Here is a 16,076-nt window from a genome sequence, read left to right as displayed (position 1 = left end):
GTCAGGCTCCTTGCGGTTCGACCAGCATCCGGCCGCGCATTTCCATGTGCAGCGCATGGCAGAACCACTGGCAATAGAACCAGTGCACGCCCGGACGGTCGGCGGTGAAGGTGACCGAAGCGGTTGCCATCGGTGCGACTTCCATCGCGATGCCGTAGTTGCCCAGGCAGAAGCCGTGGGTCACGTCGTCCACGTCATCGAGGTTGGTGATGTAAACTGTGACCTCGTCGCCCTGTTTGACGGTGAACTTCTCAAGGCTGAAGGTCGGCGCCTGCGAGGTCATGTAGACCCGCACCTTGTTGCCGTCCCGGATCGGTTCTTCCGCACCTTCTTCCAGATCGATGCCATCGGCTTCGGCCTGTTTGCGGGCGTCTTCCCAGGTAACATCGTTGCGATCCCAGACGTTGACCGGGTTCACGATGTCGCTGCGAACGATGATCGAGTCGTGCGGCTCGGCAAAGGTCGGGCCGTCATGCACCACTTTCATCTCGTCCGACGAAATGTCGATCAGCTGTTCGTTCTCGGGTTTCAGAGGACCCACGTTCAGGAAGCGGTCTTTCGAGAACTTGTTCATCGAAATCAGCCACTTGCCATCGGCTTCCTTGGTTTCACCCATGGAGGTGGAGTTGTGACCCGGCTGATAGTGCACGTCGACCTTCGAGATGATCGGGTCCACGTCCTCGCCGTTGTAGGCGCGGATGGCCTTGTCGATGTTCCACTTCACGATCTGGCTGTCCAGGAACAGCGTGGTGAAGGCGTTGCCCTGACCGTCATAGGCGGTGTGAAGCGGGCCAAGGCCCAGCTGCGGCTCACCCACGATGCACGAGCGCGGGTCGGCATCGCTTTCGAACAGGGCGTCCAGCTTGGTGACGTCCATGATCGAGACGGTCGGCGACAGCTTGCCGTTGATGCAGACGTGCTTGCCGTCTGGCGCGGTGTTGATGCCGTGCGGAGAGTTCGGGATCGGAATGTAACGGGTGTATTTCTTGTTCTGACCCTTGCGCCCGTCCAGAACCTTTACGCCTTTCAGCTCCTGATAATCGCCGGCTTCGATGCCTTTTTCGATCTCGGCGATGTTGAAGACGACGACGTGGTCCAGCTCGTTCTCGGTCATCTCGGCCAGGTTCATGCCCATTTCTGAGTTGTACGAGGTCGAGAAGGCGTATTTGCCCTGATAGTCGCAATCGGTGTTGTCGAGGTTGCCCGACACGATCACCTGCCACGCCACTTCCATGGTGTCGCCGTCCAGCGCGGTGAAGATGTTCACGTATTGCGACGGATCGTCCAGCACGCTGCCATCGTTGACCAGCGGTGTTTCATCTTCACCATTGGCAAAGACATAGCCGGTGCGCGGGAACTTCTGAGGACGCAGACCGTGGATCGCCTTGGCGTTCGGGATCTCGGTGATCTTGTCGCATTTCATCACGTCACAGCGGACACGCGCGACGCGGGTGTTGGCCTTGTCGTTCATGAACAGATAGCGGCCGTCATAGGTGCCGTCGGTGAACGACATGTGCGGGTGGTGAAGGTCGCCGTTGTCATAGGTCTTCATGCCACGCTTGGCGAGAAACTCCTTGGTTTCAGGCAGCAACCCTTCGGTCATGATCTTCAGTGACTCGTTGGTCTGACCCCAGCCCGTGGCCGAGCAGCGGTTGAACACCGGCACCCGCATCAGCTCGCGCATGGACGGAAAGCCCAGAATGCGCAGCTCGCCGGTCTGACCCGAGGACCAGAAACCGTAATACTCGTCCAGTTCGCCCGGTTCGAGATTGGCATTGGCCGCGGCGCTCGCCTGTTTCGCGGTCATCAGGGTCGAGCCCAGACCGGTCCCGGCCAGCACGGCACCGGTTGCTGTTGCACCCAGCATCCCACGGCGTGTGACGGTTAGTTTGTTGTCATGTTCCGACATGTTCGTTCCTCCTTTTAGGAAACGGATTGCGGTTTGGCGTTCGGATGGTTCGCCGGTGGTTGTCCGAGCGGGGTCTTCATCTGGACCGATCCTGTCTTGGCCCGCCGTTTCAGCTGGCGGATAACGACGGGACATTTGTCCTCGGACTGGTAGAGCACCTGACAATGCAGGCAGGTGACGCACTCGTTCGGATTGATCTCACCGGTGGGGTGGATCGCCTGAACGGGGCATTCATTGGCACAGGTCTGACAGGGCGTGCCGCAATCCTTGTAGCGGCGCAGCCAGTCGAACATGCGAATACGGGCAGGGATCGCCAGTGCTCCGCCCAGCGGGCAGAGATAGCGGCAATAGAACCGTTCGATGAACAGCCCGATCCCCAGCAGGACCAGCGCAAAGACCACGAAAGGCCAGTCGCGCATGAATTTCAGAATGATCGCCGTTTTGAACGGCTCGACCTCGGCATATTTCTCGGCCAACGGGATCGAGATGAAGCTGAGCCCGAAAAGACCCAGAAAGATCATATATTTCGCCGGCCACAGGCGTTCGTTCAGACCCCAAGGCAGCGTCCATTGCGGTACTTTCAGGGCGCGCGCGATCTTGTTGGTCAACTCCTGCAACGCGCCGAACGGGCACAGCCATCCGCAATAGGCCCCGCGACCCCAGAACAACAGCGCGGCGGCGACGGCGAACCATTGGATGAACACCAGCGGGTCCAGCAGGAACGCATCCCACGAGAATCCTGTGCGCAGGCTGCCCGCCAGAGCCATCAGGTTCACCACGCTCAGCTGCGCGTTGGCGTACCAGCCGATGAAGAACAGGGTCATTGTCAGGTAGCCGATGCGGAACCAGTAGAAGACCCGCGCATTCATCGTCGCGTGGAACTGGAAGAAGAACGTCGCGGTCAGGACCAGCAGCATGACGCCAAGAACGGCGATTTCGACGGTGCGATCCTTCCAGATGCGCTGCCACAGGGCAGCCTTGGCGGCGGCTTCGCCGGTCGCATCGTCGACAATCTTTGGGGCTGCGACGGGCAGCAGGTAACGGTCGGGCAGTTTGTAGCCCAGATCGAATGTCAGAAAGGTTTTCTCAACAGCACCCACGGCACGCTGTACCAGCAGTTGCAGGCGGAACGGCTCGGTCGGGTCGAACTCGGCATCGGCGGGGATCTTGAAGATGTCCAGCTCCGTGAAACTGGGTGCATCCGGGGCTGCAACCTTGCCAAGGCGTACTTGCTGTTTGTCGAAGAATCGGACCGAGTTGTCGCCCTGGATCAACTGGATCCGATCGAAAATCCCGCCGCGCACATAGCCTGACCCCTTGAAGCTGTAGGCACCGCGCCCCAGCACCAGAATGGCCTGTTCGCCCTCGTCCAACCAGTTCACGAGGTTCTGGTACTCGGCGTCGCCCAGCAGTGACGTGCCGATCGACGGAACCGAGACAAGCGCCATATGCATGTCGATGAAAGTGTCATCCGGTTCGCCCGGTTCCGGGCGCTTGATCGCGCGCTGGTCTCCGGTGGCCTCGAAGGCGGCATTGACCTGCCCGACATCCAGCGTCAGCCGCCGGATCGAGCCGTCACCCGAAAGGGTCGACCAGTCATAGACCGCATTCTGCGCCATATCGACTTCGCGCCTTGGCCCGTCGGCCTGCAACGGCGACAGGCCGCCCAGACCCAATGCACGCGCCACCTTGATACCGCCACGCACAAGGCTGTCGTCGATCACCATGATCGTGACCGTCGCGCCCGAGATGATGTCGAGGTCGTGCCCCTCACCCCCGGTTTCGGCTTCAACCTTCAGGTCCAGGCCCGCATAGCCTTCGGTCAATTCAACCATGCGGGAATTGGGGATGCCAATCAGCACGATGGGTTCCGAATGCTTGACCAGTTGCACACCGGTCAACACAGCGTCGTTGTCGATGGCGGCAACGACGTGGATCGGTTTGCCGGAATAGCCCGTCGTGCCAACAAAGTCCGAGGTCAGGAATGCCCAGGCAACGGTCTCGCCGCCCTTCAGGACGGGGGCGACCTTGACGTCATCGCGCACCGGGCCAAAGGCATCGGCGCCGGGGGCCAGATCGGCAGGTTCGATGTCGGGCAGGAAACTGGCCAGGCTGTCGGCATGGGCGTTGATCGCCATCAGGCAGGACAGAGTGAAAGCCAGCAGGAAATGGATTGCGCGACTTACGACCACGGCGCACCTCCGATTGCTAGGGTGGACGCCACGGACGCGCGCAGGGCGCGTTCAAATTCTTCTTGGGTCGCGAACGGGGGCCCTCGGGTTTCGGGCCACAGTCGCCTTGAGTTGTACAAAATGCACAGATCCCCGATTGCAGCGGGTACTATCCGTACATTTTCGGATTGCATCAGCAGCGGCAGATCCGGCAGCGGGGCTGCCGTTGTCACCGCGCACAGCGCGCAATCGGCGCATTTCGGGCAAGGCGCGGTCGGGTCATCAGTACCTTCCTCAAGGTCCACTTCAACCCAGACCGCCCCTGCCTCCGAGCAGATCTCGATCCACATGCTGTCCCCGGGACTCGCAAGCACCGGGCCAAGCATCTGCAAAAGCAACAGGAAAATACCCACCAAACCGCACACCGCGCGGGACACGCGATCAAACAGGCTATGCGGGGGGCGGACGGTAGGCATTGAGAATCCAGCTCGGCGTTCTTTTCAAAAACTTAGGGGATTCTTCCAGGCGAAGACTTGACTTAGGTCAGGTGCCTGAAAATTTGCACCTACCCGTCGGCCTCGTCCATCAATCCGCGCAGCCACCGACCGGCCAGCCATGCCGCAGGGATGCCCAGCGGAATCGACCAGATGATCGCCGGCACCGGTTCAATTGCGCCGAACCCGACGCTGTGCAGGATAAGCCCGAGCAAAAACAGGTTGATGGCAACGGTCAACGCCGTGGCCGGATACAGCAGAATGGCCAGTTTCCAAACCGGCCATTTCCCCTCAGTGGCTGGTTCCTTCCGAGAAGGTGATCTTGTTCCAGACATTGTATTTCCCCGAAGGTTTGCGCATCGGCAGGCGGCGGATTTCTTCCAGCGTCTGCGCGTCATAGACGATCACCGCGCCGTCATCTTCCCAGATCGAAACCAGCGCGTGGCTGCCATCTCTTGTGAACTCGACATGGGCCACGGTCTTGCCCGGCGCAGGGCGCAGTGTTTTCACGATTTCAAGGCTTTGCTTGTCGATGACGTGCATCGCGTCCTTGTTGGGGCCAAAGAAAACATCGGCCCAGACATAAGGCGAATTCTCATGGCTGCGCATGAAGAAACCGGGGCCTTCGGTCTTGATCCGTTTGACGGTTTCCCAGCTTTGCATGTCGATCACCGACACGGCGCCGTCTGTCAGGTGCGGCGTGGCCATCACGGTCGTATCGCCGTGTTTCCATGTGATCCCCGAGCCCAGATGCGGCATTCCGGGCAAATCCAGATCGGCCACCTTGTGCCCGATCACCAGATCAATCACTTGCCCGCCCTTGCCATCGCGGGACGCCCCCATGACATATTCATAACTCTGGTCGAAAAAGAAATCGTCCAGATAGTCAGCCGTGGTGATCTTGCGCACAGGGAAAGGATCAGGGTTCTTGAACTGACCTTCGATGCGGAAATCATGACCAAGCCCGGATTGCGGGGGATTGGCGCCGTAGAACACTTCCCAAATCTCGGGCACATCCTTCAGCGCCAGAACAAAGCTCTCGCGCGGCGGGGCCTGGTAGACCGCAGAGACGCGGCTGGGCAGGCCCGTCTTGCTTTTGACCTCGATGACCTTTGCGACGGAAAGGTCTTCGGTGGACAGCACCGTCAGGCTGTTGGGCAGGTAATTCGCCACGGCCACCCATTTGCCATCGCCCGACATTGCGATGTTGCGGCTGTTCAGGCCGGCACGCACACGGCCCACCTGTTTCAGCGCCCAGATGTCGTACTTCTGGACCCACCCGTCGCGGGACATGATGAAGACATACCGCCCATCCGGGCTGAACTTGGGGCCGCCATGCACGGCGAAGGGGGTTTCGAACCGGTCCAGAACCTCGAACGTGTCACCGTCCAGAACGCTGACATGGTGATCGCCGGTTTCCACCACCAAGGTGATGTTCATCGGGTCGCTGTCCCAGACAGGCGCATCCACCGGTACATATTCCTCGTCCAGCGTCCGGCTGGCCAATATCTGGGCCTCGCCCCATTCGGGGTCGGATTCCAACGGCGATTTCAACCAACCGGCCAGCTCTTCGATTTGCAGAGCATCCAGCTCGTGCGAGAAGGCCGGCATTTGTGTTGCCGCGCGCCCTTCCGCGATTACCGCAGCAACCCGGGGACCCCGCATGCGTTTGAGCGTTTCAGGGATCAGCGCGGGGCCAACCCCGCCCAGACGGTTCTCGCCGTGGCATGAGGCGCAATGTTCGGCGTAATCCGATTGGGCATCCGCCCAGGCGGTGCCCGCCAGCAACACCGAGCACAAAGTACCGAATGTGAGTGTCTTAAAAGAACTGATGCGCCGGATCATGGCTTTTCCCCCGAAACGGTGTGACCTGAAGGCGTTCCCCTGCATCATCCACACCGATTTCCTGGTTGGACAGGTAACAGGCCGGATCCTCGGCCCAGGGATCACCGGTCAATTGCAGGGCGCGGATGCGGGTATTGCCGCCGCACACGTCCTTGAGTTCGCAGGCTCCGCAGCGCCCCTTCAGCGGGCGTGGGCGGGTGCGGAGCATGGCAAGCATCGGATCATCGCCGGTCCAGAGTTCGGAAAACGATTTGGTCTTTACGTTGCCCACCGTGTAATCGGACCAGTAAGTGTCTGGATGGACCCGGCCGAGATTGTCGATATTGGCAACACCCAAACCACTTGAGTTTCCACCCCACGCGGCCAGGTGCGCACGCACATGTGCAGCCTTGTCGGCGTCGAAATGCGTGCGAATCCAGTTCAGGAAATATCCGGCATCAGCGTCATTGTTCCCGGTCACGATATCCAACGGACGACCGCCCGATGCGGCTTCCCAGGCGCGTTCCAGCAACAGATCCAGGCCCTTGCGCGTGCGCTGATGCGCGGCATCTTCGCCCCGGTTCTTGTCGCCGCGCCCCGCATAGACAAGATGCGACAGGTAGAACTTGTCGACACCTTCATCATCACAAAGGCTCAGCAAGTCAGGCAAGTGATGTTGCGTTCCTTCGGTCAGGCAGAACCGCAGGCCAACCTTGATGCCGCGCTTTTTACACTCTCGCACACCGCGCAGTGCGTCCGCAAAAGCGCCCTCGACGCCGCGAAACCAGTCATTCGTCGCTCCGATCCCGTCCAGCGAGATGCCGACATAGTTGAAGCCCACATCCGCTATCATATCGGCGGTTTCGTCATAGATCCGGGTCCCGTTGGTCGACAAGGCCAGCATTGGCACCAGATCACGGGCGCGTTTTGCAATGTCGAAGAAATCGAACCGATCCAGCGGTTCCCCACCCGAGAGGATCAGGGCCGGGACGCGAAACTGGCCCAGATCCTCAAGGGTTACCATGGCTTGCTCATGGCTGAGCTCACCCGGGAACGCGACATCCGCCGAGACGGTGTAGCAATGGCGGCACTTCAGGTTGCAGCGCCGCGTCAGATTCCAGATCACAACCGGCTTTACCGGGCCGGGGCGCCGTTTGCGCACCGGTGTCGGCTTGACCAGCTGATGCATGTATTCGGTCAGGCGGAACATGTTTCAGCCTTTCTGTTTCAGGCGCAGCCCGGTCTTTTTCAGGATGCGCGTGGAATAGAGGATGTCGCTGCCGCGGCAGGCCGATCCCAGAATCGCGGCGATCTGGCCGCGTTTGTCCTCGACCTCGTCGCGCGAGCTGCCATGAACCATGGCGAACAGGTTGTAGGGCCAGTCTGGCAGGGCGCGGGGCCGTTCATAGCAATGGGTGACGAAAGGCAGTGCCCCGATATGAGCACCCAGTTCGGTGATCAGGTCATCCTGCACGTCCCAGACGGTCATGCCGTTAGATGTCATTCCCAGCTTGTAATGGTTGGGGGCTGCTGCGATCCGTCGGATCACCCCGCGCGCCTTCAGCGCGGCCAGCCGGTCCAGCAATGCGGCCTCGGTCAGGCCCAGATCGGCAGCGACCTGCGCATAGGGTGCGGCCACCAGCGGCAGTCCCCCCTGGAGGGACTCGATAATCTGTCTGTCTGTTGCGTCGATCATGCCGCCACCCGGAAGCCGATGAAAAATTCCTGAAGTTTGGGGAAACGGAGAACATTGACTCCCGTTTCCCGTTCGATGGCATCGGCGGTGGCTTCGATCCCTTCGGGTGTTTCGGTGGCCAGCACGAACCACATGTTCAGCCGATGCGTGCGTTCATAGTTATGTGCCACTTCGGGATGTGCATTGACTTTGGTCAGGACGGTTTCGAATTCTTCGTCTGGAACGGCCATTGCGCAAAGGCAGAAAGCCCCACCCATGGCCGCGGCGTCGAAAAATGGACCGAAGCGCGTAATGACGCGGTCATCTTTCATACGTCTCAGACGCGACAGCAATTCCGCCTCGGACAGGCCAAGCTCTGCGGCGACGGTTGCGTAAGGGTGCGAAGTAAGCGGCAGATCCTCTTGCATGCGATTCAGGATCGCCCGATCCGTTTGGTCCAGCGTCATGCGGCGACCTCCTTTGCCTGAATCAGCGCGCCGGTCTGTTTGAAACAGCGGGTTGAGAACAGGACCTTGTTCCGTGCTCCGGCCAATTCGGGCAATGCAATCGCACCGGCCAGAACATCCAAAGCCTCTTTGCGTGTGCGGGCGTGGATCATGGAATACAGGCGATATGGCCAGACATCAGGAACCGGATTACGCTCATAGCACAGGGTCACCCCCGGGAAGGCGGCCAAAGCCGGACCCGCGGTTTCAATCTGTTCTGCCGGCAGATCCCAGACCACCATCGCATTGGCCGACCAGCCAAGCGCCCGGTGACGCACAATGACGCCGAGCCGCGAGATTATTCCGGCGGCATGCAGGGCTTCGACCCGCTCCATCACGTCTGTCACATCCCGTTTCAGCGAACGAGCCAGAGCGGCGTAGGGTTCTGAGACCAAAAATAGCCCGGAACTCAGAGACTGTAGCAGGCAACGATCGCCCTTGCGCATGACGGATGCATCGACCTTTCGTGCCGTGGGTACGTTTTTGGCTCCGCCTGTCATGCGAAAACCAAGATCCACGTTGAAAGGGCGCACCAGCCGCAGATCCAGAACCTGCAATCCGGTGGATCGACTGATCCGCGCCAGGGTATCGTTGACATGCGCGCGGTCCGGTCCGGTCGCGACAAACCACAGGTTCCAAGCGTCTTCGCGTTGATAATTGTGGTTCACCCCGGGCTCGGCATCGATCAGGGCGGCGACCTCCTCCAACCGATCTTCCGGAGCCGCCACGGCAGCCAGGGTGCTGGCCGTCACCGCGCCGGGCGTGATGGTGGCGCCAACCCTTGTAATACGGCCTGTGGCGCGCATTCGGGACAAGCGATGAATGACTTCGGCTTCGTCCAGCCCGAGTGCGTTACCCAACATCTGGAACGGTCTCTCGGTGATCGGGAAGTCGCGCTGAAATTCGTCCAGCAGGCGGCGGTCGATCGGGTCCGTGATATGTCGCATCGGTTACAGCCCCGTTCTGTGCGCACGGGCGGTGAAGAAGATGCCGGACGGGCTGTCCGCGTCGATCTCGCGCAGTTTTTCAAAACTGTGCGTGTCGTAGACCATGACCTTGTTGGCATCGCGCACGCTGATCCAGACTTCATGCCCGCGTGGCGTGAACTCCATGTGCAATACCGCCGGGCCGGGTTTGAATTCGTGGATGATCTGTTTGCTGACACTGTCGATCACCTGAATGGTGTCATTCAGCGGGTGGGCGAAATTCACCCAGACCTGCCGCCCATCGGGACGGGCCATGGCAAAGACCGGTTGCCCGTGGGTTTTGGTCCTCCCCGTTTCGGTCAGAGTGTCGGCGTCGATCCACAGAACCTCGTGATGGCCGACAGCGGGCAAAACGAACTCGCGGCCCGTCAGCGCCCAGCCTTCCAGATGAGGCATCTTGTAGACCGGCATTTCTTCCTGACCACGCCCGTAATCGGGAAGAACCCGGATCGGTTCGGGGGTTTCGGCCCACAGATCCAGCGCGGTCAGGCCGTCCTCGCCAAACAGACCGGTGATATAGGTACGGCCATTGGCAGTGATCAGCGCGTCATAGGGGTTCTTGCCCATGTCCGGGATCTTGGTGATCTCTGGTGCGCCCTTTGCGAAATCGGCAATCCAGGTTTCCCCAGTGTCCCACATCGTGAAAACGAACCGCCGACCCGGCGCATCGACCAGGCCGATGGTTTTGCTGTCGGTCGGGATGTCAGCGATCATCTCAAGCGTGTCCGCATCGAATACGCGCACGCCACCGGGTTCATAATTCGACACCGCGACAAGCTTGCCATCGTCCGAAATCGCCCCGCCGATGGCGTTGCCGGCCTGCACGACGCGGTTCACGATCTGGCGGGTCACGATGTCGATCTTGGTCAGCCCGCCGTCGCGACCAAACACATAGGCATACCGTTCATCGGGCGAATAGACCAAAGACGCATGCGACAGATCACCCAATCCCTCGATCCGGGCCAGAGCTGCACGGTCGGATTGATCCACAAGAAGCACCGAGCCCTTGGCGCGTTCGATGACCAGGCCAAGGTCGCCTGTCGCGGTCGGTTCAGCCTGCGCTGTAGTCATCATCAATGTGGCTGCAAGGCCAAGAATGAAGTGTTTCATTGTGCCTCCTGTTCCAGCAGGTAACGGGCGATCCATTCGGCCTCTTCTTCACTGATCAGGGGCCGCCACGGGGGCATTGCGGTGTCGGGGATGCCGTCAAGGATGACGCTGGTCAAAACATCCGCGTCGTAGTGTTCAAGTGTCTCACTGCGCAGATCGGGACCAAGACCGCCCTTCAGGGACAGGCCGTGACAGGAACCGCAATCCTGATGCACAAGTCTTTTCAGGGTGTCGGGATCGATGACATCCGCCGCGAAGGCGGAGGTCGCGGCCAGAACCGCAATGGTCAGACAGGTTCGCGCCACCCATCCCGAGCGCCCCGGCGACCTGTCGGTGCGTGTTGGGTCAATCCCTTGATCTCGTCTTCCCAGCTTAGCCATGGGCCTGTTCCAGAAGCTCGGCCACAGGCCGTTCGGCATAAAGCGAAACCACCTTGCCAATGATAAACAGCGTCGGCGCCTTCAGGTCGGCTGCACGCACATCCGTGGCCAACTGGTCAAGTCGTGACACTAGACGACGCTCATCAGGTGTCGTGGCCTTGCCCACCGCCAGAACCGGTGTCGAGCCTGGCAGGTTCTCGGTCATCAACCCCATGGCGATCTGACCGATATTGGCGACGCCCATATAGACCACCAGTGTCGAGTCCGGATCGGCAAGACGTTTCCAGTCCAGATCCAGCACTTTGTCGGCCTGCCGATGTCCGGTGACATATTGAACCGAAGTCGCCAGCCCGCGATGGGTCAGCGGCACACCCGTCGAACAAGACGCCCCCTGGGCCGCCGTGATGCCCGGTGCGTATTCGACAGCGACACCGCGGGCCATCAGATAGGCAGCCTCTTCCGAGCCGCGGCCAAAGATCATGGGGTCGCCACCCTTCAGCCGGGCAACCGTGTGACCAGCGCTGGCTTCTTCAAGCAGTATTTCGTTGATGCGGTCCTGCGGAACGGTGTGGCATTTGGGGGCCTTGCCGACAGGGATCAGCCTGGCGCTTTCCGCGTGCAAGTTCAGAATGTCGGCGGACACCAGCCGGTCATAAACCACGACATCCGCTTCTTGCAGCATCCGCAGTGCGCGCAGGGTCATCAGCTCGGGGTCGCCGGGGCCTGCGCCAATCAGAAAAACCTTACCGCTCATGTGCAAACTCGCTTGGTCTGAAAGTCTTCGAGACCCGGTATCCCATGCAGATCCGTTGCGTTTGCAAGACGTTGCTGGGTGAGCCGGGCGTGTCATGGGGGAAGATTGGCCCAATCGAAAACCAACCTCCTTGACATAAGTTAAGGAGCGCGGGATTTGCGCCCGCGCTCCTTCATCCTGCCTGTATTGTGCCTTGTTTCAGGGTTCGACGGTGATCATTCCGATCATGTTCTGTGTCTCCCAATGCGGGCCGCACAGATAGTCCTGTGAGCCGGGCGTGAGAAAGGTCAGTTCAACAGATTCCTCGGGGAACAGGCGATCACTTTCAGGTTGGCTGCCATCCTTCAACAGGACGGAATGGCTGGTGCGTTTGTCGACATTCACCCATCGGACAGTTGTGCCTGCCTTCACGGTCAATTCGGATGGGCAAAAATTGTATTTGTACATCAGCACTACTTCGGCGTCTTCGACGGCCGACGAAGGCTGACCGAACAACTCGACATAGCGCTCTTCGGCCTCGGCGCAGATTTCGGCGGTTTCGTCCGCCCAGGCGGGCGCGGCCAGAAGCAGCAGCGCGGGAAGAAGGCGTTGGGGTTTCATGGTCCATGTCTCCTTTCCAAGAGTGGCCGGGGCCGGTTGACCCGGCCCCGATCCGTCATTGTTTGACCACGTTGATGAACGCGCTGTCATCATCCAGCGCCAGGCTGGTATTCAGCGTCACGTGGTGGAACCGTGCTGCGGTAAAATCGTCGTGGATGGCAAAGCCAACGGTATAGGTCTTGCCTGCCTCCAATGGCACATCACCGGGCGCGCCCGAATTCAGGGGGCGCGTAAACACCACGGTCCACATGCCACCGGACAGTTCGGCCGATGCGGCGATTTCACCATCATTGACCACGCGCTGCTCCAACAGATAGCCATTGGTGGCGCTTCCGTCGGCGTAGACACGCATCAGGTCAAGATAGGTGCCGTCGGCCAGATACTGCTCGATCTGTTCCTCGGCCTTCAGCTTGTCCCAGCCACCCAGGGCCTTGCCGCGGCGACCCTTGACCTCAACATCCGTGCGGCTTTCGCTGATGTATTTGGTAACGGTGTCCGTGGCATTGAGGCGACCGGCAACATCCGCATTGGCCGCGATCGCATCCGCTTCGGGCGCAAAAGGCATATAGGTGTTGTCGGCGTGGCACGAAGCCCAGCATCCCACCTGATCTCCAAGCTCGATGCCAGTGCCGGTAATCATCATGGCAACCTTGATCTGGTTGTCCGGGTCCATCTTGCCGCCATCGACGAACGGGGCAGGGTTGTGACCCGCGTCCGGCCATTGCAGGCGAATGTACAGGTTTTCGTCGTCATGCGCCGCCTGAACGGTTGCGTCGATGACACCGCGTTTGCCCGGAATCGGGGTCGGTTCCAGATCTCCACCCGCAACGATCTTGTTGCCGATGGTGTCCAGTTCCTTGGCGTGACAGGTGGTGCACTGATCCCCGCCTTTGGTCAGGGGGCGCGCGCCACCATGGAACTTGCCGTTCTGGACCCATTCAAACGAGGCCTGACCAGGGTAAAACAGTTTCAGATCCGCCGCGGCCACTGCGTTCCAGTCGATGTTGGGCGCAACGTCGCTTGCTCCGCCAGAGGGCGCCGCGGCGTCTTCACCGGAGGTTTTTGCGCGTTCTTCATCCAAAGCAGCGTCAACAGCCGCTGCGATCTGGGCCTGAACGGCCTCTTGCTGAGCCTTTTTGGCGGCTTTTTCTGCTTCTGCTTCAGCGGCCTCTTTGGCTTCAATCTTTTCGAGACTGGCCAGATATTCCGGGGGGATGGGCCGGATGAAGTCCGGATTCGGTGCTTCAAGCTTTTCCAGATACTCTTCGTCCGCCCGGTCGCGTGCATCCGAGTGTGCAATCCCCTTGTGGCAGTCGATACAGGTCTGTCCGACAGTCATCGCATTGAGGTGCTGCTGACGGGCGCGTGGTTTCTGGAATTCGGGCATCATCGATTCGAAATCGTGACAGTTGCGGCATTCGCGCGAGTCTGTGGCCTTCATCCGCTCCCATTCGTTCATGGCCAGATGTACACGTTTGGCCTCGAACTTTTCACGGGTGTTGATGGTACCGACCATCTTGCCATACAGCTCTTTGGACGCCTTGATCTTACGGATCATCTTATGTGTCCAGTCTTTGGGAACATGGCAGTCGGAACAAACTGCCCCCACACCCGACCGGTTCACGTCATGGATCGTGCCGGTATATTCTTCGTAAACAAAATCTCGCATCTCGTGACATGAGATGCAGAATTCCTTGGTGTTCGTGGCTTCCATTGCGGTGTTGAACCCGCCCCAGAAGATGATGCCGGCGGCAAAGGCCGCGGCGATACCGGCCACAGGCATTCCCCATAGGAAATACCGGCGCCAGATCGGTTTTTTCTTTTCCGGTTCGGAGGTCATATCCGGGCTCCGTTTTGGCTGTATTGTCTGGCCCTTGGTGGCAGGCCGGTGAGTTTGGCTGATGACTCAAACAAGGAAAGGGCGGGCGAGGGGCCCGCCCTTTCCTGTGGTCGTCCTGACCTTGTCAGGTGACGTGGTTCGACCGGTTGTAGACGTTGAACTTGCCGGTCGGGGCATAAAGCCCGTCGATGCGGCCGATTTCTTCCAGCGTCTTCGCGTCGAAGATCACGATCTGACCATTGGGTTCCTTCGAGTCCGACAGGTTCCACTTGGAAACCCATACCTCGGTACCGTCAGCGTTGAATTCGAAGTGAACAGCGGCGCTGCCTTCGTCTTCAGTGATCTGGATCGTCTTCACGATTTCGCCGGTTTCTTTCGAAATGACCTGCACGGATTGCTGCACTTCCGGTTCCGGATGCTTGGTCTGGTCAGCCCAAATATAATCCGAGTTCGGGTGGGTGCGGACGAACAGGCCGGGGCCGTCGGTTTCCACTTCGTAGCAGACTTTCCAGGCGTCATCCGGACGGTTTTCAGGATCGTTGCCCCAAACGGTCACGGTACCGACACCAAGGTGGGTTGTGCCTGCCACAGGGCCACAGTTCGGGTCGACCCAGTTGGCGCCCGGACCGGGGTGCGGCAGCGCGGCTGTGTCGATCATCGCCTCAAGCTTGTGGGTTTCGGTATCGACAACCACCATCTTGTTCGACGCGTTTGCGGCGATCTGGAAATACCGGCCTGTCGGATCGAAGAACCCGTCATGCAGGAACTTGGCGCTGTCGATCTTGTCGATCCGAAGGTTGTCCAGATCGGTGTAATCGACCTGCCACAACTGTCCCAGCTCTTTCACGGCAACGATCCAGGTGGGTTCATTCGGAGTGGTGTAGATGGCTGCCACACGGGCTTCTTCCACATACTCACCGTCGACGTTCACGCCGCGGGTCGATACGACCTTCACCGGTTCCATGGTCTTCGCGTCAACGATAGCAAAGTGCGGCGGCCAGTAGCCACCACCGATGACGTATTTACCATCGCCGGAAACGGCGACGTCACGGGCGTCATATGCAATCTTGACTTCGGATACCAACATCTTGTCCGGCGTCTGCCAAAGGTCGATCTTGGTCATCTTGCCGTCGCGACCCATTGTGTACCAGAAGCGACCGGGGTGTTCCGGCTCGGTCAGGCTGTGGTGTTCGGACGCTTTCAGAACGTGCACGGCGTAGCCAGTGGGGATGTGGGTCAGCACCTCTTTGGTGTCGCCGTCGATCACGGCCACCTTGCCTACGTCACGTTCGATGACGACAAAGAAGTTTTCCCAGTTGCGGCCGTGCAGCGGCTCGGTCGGATAGTCCTCTTCTTCGACATAGACCTTACGCGTCGCCATCATCTGTTCCAGCGACATTTCAGGTGGTTTTGGCGGCTCCATCATGATGTAGGTCGCCATATCCTTGATTTCCTGCTCGGTCATGATGTCCGAGAAGTTGTTCATGCCGCCTTCGGTTCCCCAGGCGATAATCTTTTCAAGGCGCTCCTGTCCCAGTTGCAAGGTGCCGCCTTCGGTTACAGTGCCGTCGGCTGCGGTCTTCTTCCAATGCGGTTCCAGGTTTTTACCCGTGGCCCCTTTGCGCAATACGCCGTGGCAGCCTGCGCATTGTTCGAAATAGAGCTGTTTAGACGATTCAAAGGCTTCTTCGCTCAAAGTTGGCTCTTCGGCGAAGGTCGGAGCAGCGACGCTGCCCAACAACATTGCCAATCCGACCCCTAAGGCGCGGCCGGGTTTGTTGTAGCTGATTCCAAGTGACATGATCACTCTCCATATGCGTGGTGAGG

15 protein-coding genes are annotated in these 16,076 nt (G+C 59.7%); all 15 read right to left on the bottom strand.

Translation table 11 applies throughout. From position 1 onward, the window contains the following. Position 1: 1 nt before the first annotated feature. Positions 2-1,909 carry a TAT-dependent nitrous-oxide reductase gene (gene nosZ / locus GOW56_RS05265; protein ID WP_152460377.1) on the bottom strand — a complete coding sequence of 636 codons (1,908 nt, stop codon included), beginning with the start codon at positions 1,907-1,909 and terminating at the stop codon, positions 2-4. A gap of 14 nt (positions 1,910-1,923) precedes the next feature. Next, on the bottom strand, positions 1,924-4,047 hold the full coding sequence (locus GOW56_RS05260; protein ID WP_174831731.1) for a NosR/NirI family protein: 2,124 nt from the start codon (positions 4,045-4,047) through the stop codon (positions 1,924-1,926). Between the two features lie 44 nt (positions 4,048-4,091). Continuing rightward, positions 4,092-4,556, bottom strand: coding sequence for a DUF2946 family protein (locus GOW56_RS05255; RefSeq protein WP_174831718.1), 465 nt, complete (start codon positions 4,554-4,556; stop codon positions 4,092-4,094). A gap of 89 nt (positions 4,557-4,645) precedes the next feature. After that, the gene (locus tag GOW56_RS05250) at positions 4,646-4,909 is read right to left on the bottom strand and encodes a hypothetical protein (RefSeq protein ID WP_171119362.1); all 264 of its coding nucleotides are present in this window, start codon (positions 4,907-4,909) and stop codon (positions 4,646-4,648) included. Continuing rightward, positions 4,866-6,419: a nitrite reductase gene (locus GOW56_RS05245; protein ID WP_171205199.1), complete on the bottom strand. Its 1,554-nt coding sequence runs from the start codon at positions 6,417-6,419 to the stop codon at positions 4,866-4,868. Before GOW56_RS05245 ends, GOW56_RS05250 begins: the two co-directional genes overlap by 44 nt. Continuing rightward, entirely contained in the window at positions 6,394-7,608 is a 1,215-nt protein-coding gene (gene nirJ, locus GOW56_RS05240) for a heme d1 biosynthesis radical SAM protein NirJ (protein ID WP_152460373.1), read from the bottom strand. Before nirJ ends, GOW56_RS05245 begins: the two co-directional genes overlap by 26 nt. A 3-nt stretch (positions 7,609-7,611) precedes the next feature. Continuing rightward, on the bottom strand, positions 7,612-8,094 hold the full coding sequence (locus GOW56_RS05235) for an AsnC family transcriptional regulator (protein WP_171205198.1): 483 nt from the start codon (positions 8,092-8,094) through the stop codon (positions 7,612-7,614). Beyond that, positions 8,091-8,540 (bottom strand): Lrp/AsnC family transcriptional regulator, encoded by a 450-nt coding sequence (locus GOW56_RS05230; protein ID WP_152460371.1) that lies wholly within the window; start codon positions 8,538-8,540, stop codon positions 8,091-8,093. The genes GOW56_RS05235 and GOW56_RS05230 overlap by 4 nt, the downstream gene beginning before the upstream one ends. Continuing rightward, positions 8,537-9,526, bottom strand: coding sequence for an AsnC family transcriptional regulator (locus GOW56_RS05225; RefSeq protein WP_171205197.1), 990 nt, complete (start codon positions 9,524-9,526; stop codon positions 8,537-8,539). Before GOW56_RS05225 ends, GOW56_RS05230 begins: the two co-directional genes overlap by 4 nt. A 3-nt stretch (positions 9,527-9,529) precedes the next feature. Then, positions 9,530-10,675, bottom strand: coding sequence for a cytochrome D1 domain-containing protein (locus tag GOW56_RS05220; protein ID WP_171119358.1), 1,146 nt, complete (start codon positions 10,673-10,675; stop codon positions 9,530-9,532). Beyond that, the gene (locus tag GOW56_RS05215; RefSeq protein ID WP_171205196.1) at positions 10,672-11,055 is read right to left on the bottom strand and encodes a cytochrome c; all 384 of its coding nucleotides are present in this window, start codon (positions 11,053-11,055) and stop codon (positions 10,672-10,674) included. The genes GOW56_RS05220 and GOW56_RS05215 overlap by 4 nt, the downstream gene beginning before the upstream one ends. Beyond that, a complete protein-coding gene (gene cobA / locus GOW56_RS05210; RefSeq protein WP_152460367.1) occupies positions 11,048-11,809 on the bottom strand; it encodes a uroporphyrinogen-III C-methyltransferase in 762 nt (253 codons plus the stop codon). Before cobA ends, GOW56_RS05215 begins: the two co-directional genes overlap by 8 nt. Before the next feature lie 198 nt (positions 11,810-12,007). Continuing rightward, positions 12,008-12,409, bottom strand: a complete 402-nt coding sequence (locus GOW56_RS05205; RefSeq protein ID WP_171119356.1) for a plastocyanin/azurin family copper-binding protein — start codon at positions 12,407-12,409, stop codon at positions 12,008-12,010. A gap of 55 nt (positions 12,410-12,464) precedes the next feature. Continuing rightward, a complete protein-coding gene (locus tag GOW56_RS05200) occupies positions 12,465-14,249 on the bottom strand; it encodes a NapC/NirT family cytochrome c (protein WP_171205195.1) in 1,785 nt (594 codons plus the stop codon). A gap of 124 nt (positions 14,250-14,373) precedes the next feature. Beyond that, positions 14,374-16,050 carry a cytochrome D1 domain-containing protein gene (locus GOW56_RS05195; protein WP_152460364.1) on the bottom strand — a complete coding sequence of 559 codons (1,677 nt, stop codon included), beginning with the start codon at positions 16,048-16,050 and terminating at the stop codon, positions 14,374-14,376. Between the last annotated feature and the right edge of the window lie 26 nt (positions 16,051-16,076).

The sequence above is a fragment of the Ruegeria sp. HKCCA0235A genome (assembly GCF_013033235.1).
GTDB lineage: Bacteria > Pseudomonadota > Alphaproteobacteria > Rhodobacterales > Rhodobacteraceae > Ruegeria.
The sequence above is the reverse complement of the archived record's forward strand: the minus strand, read 5'-3'. Positions and strand labels throughout refer to the sequence as shown.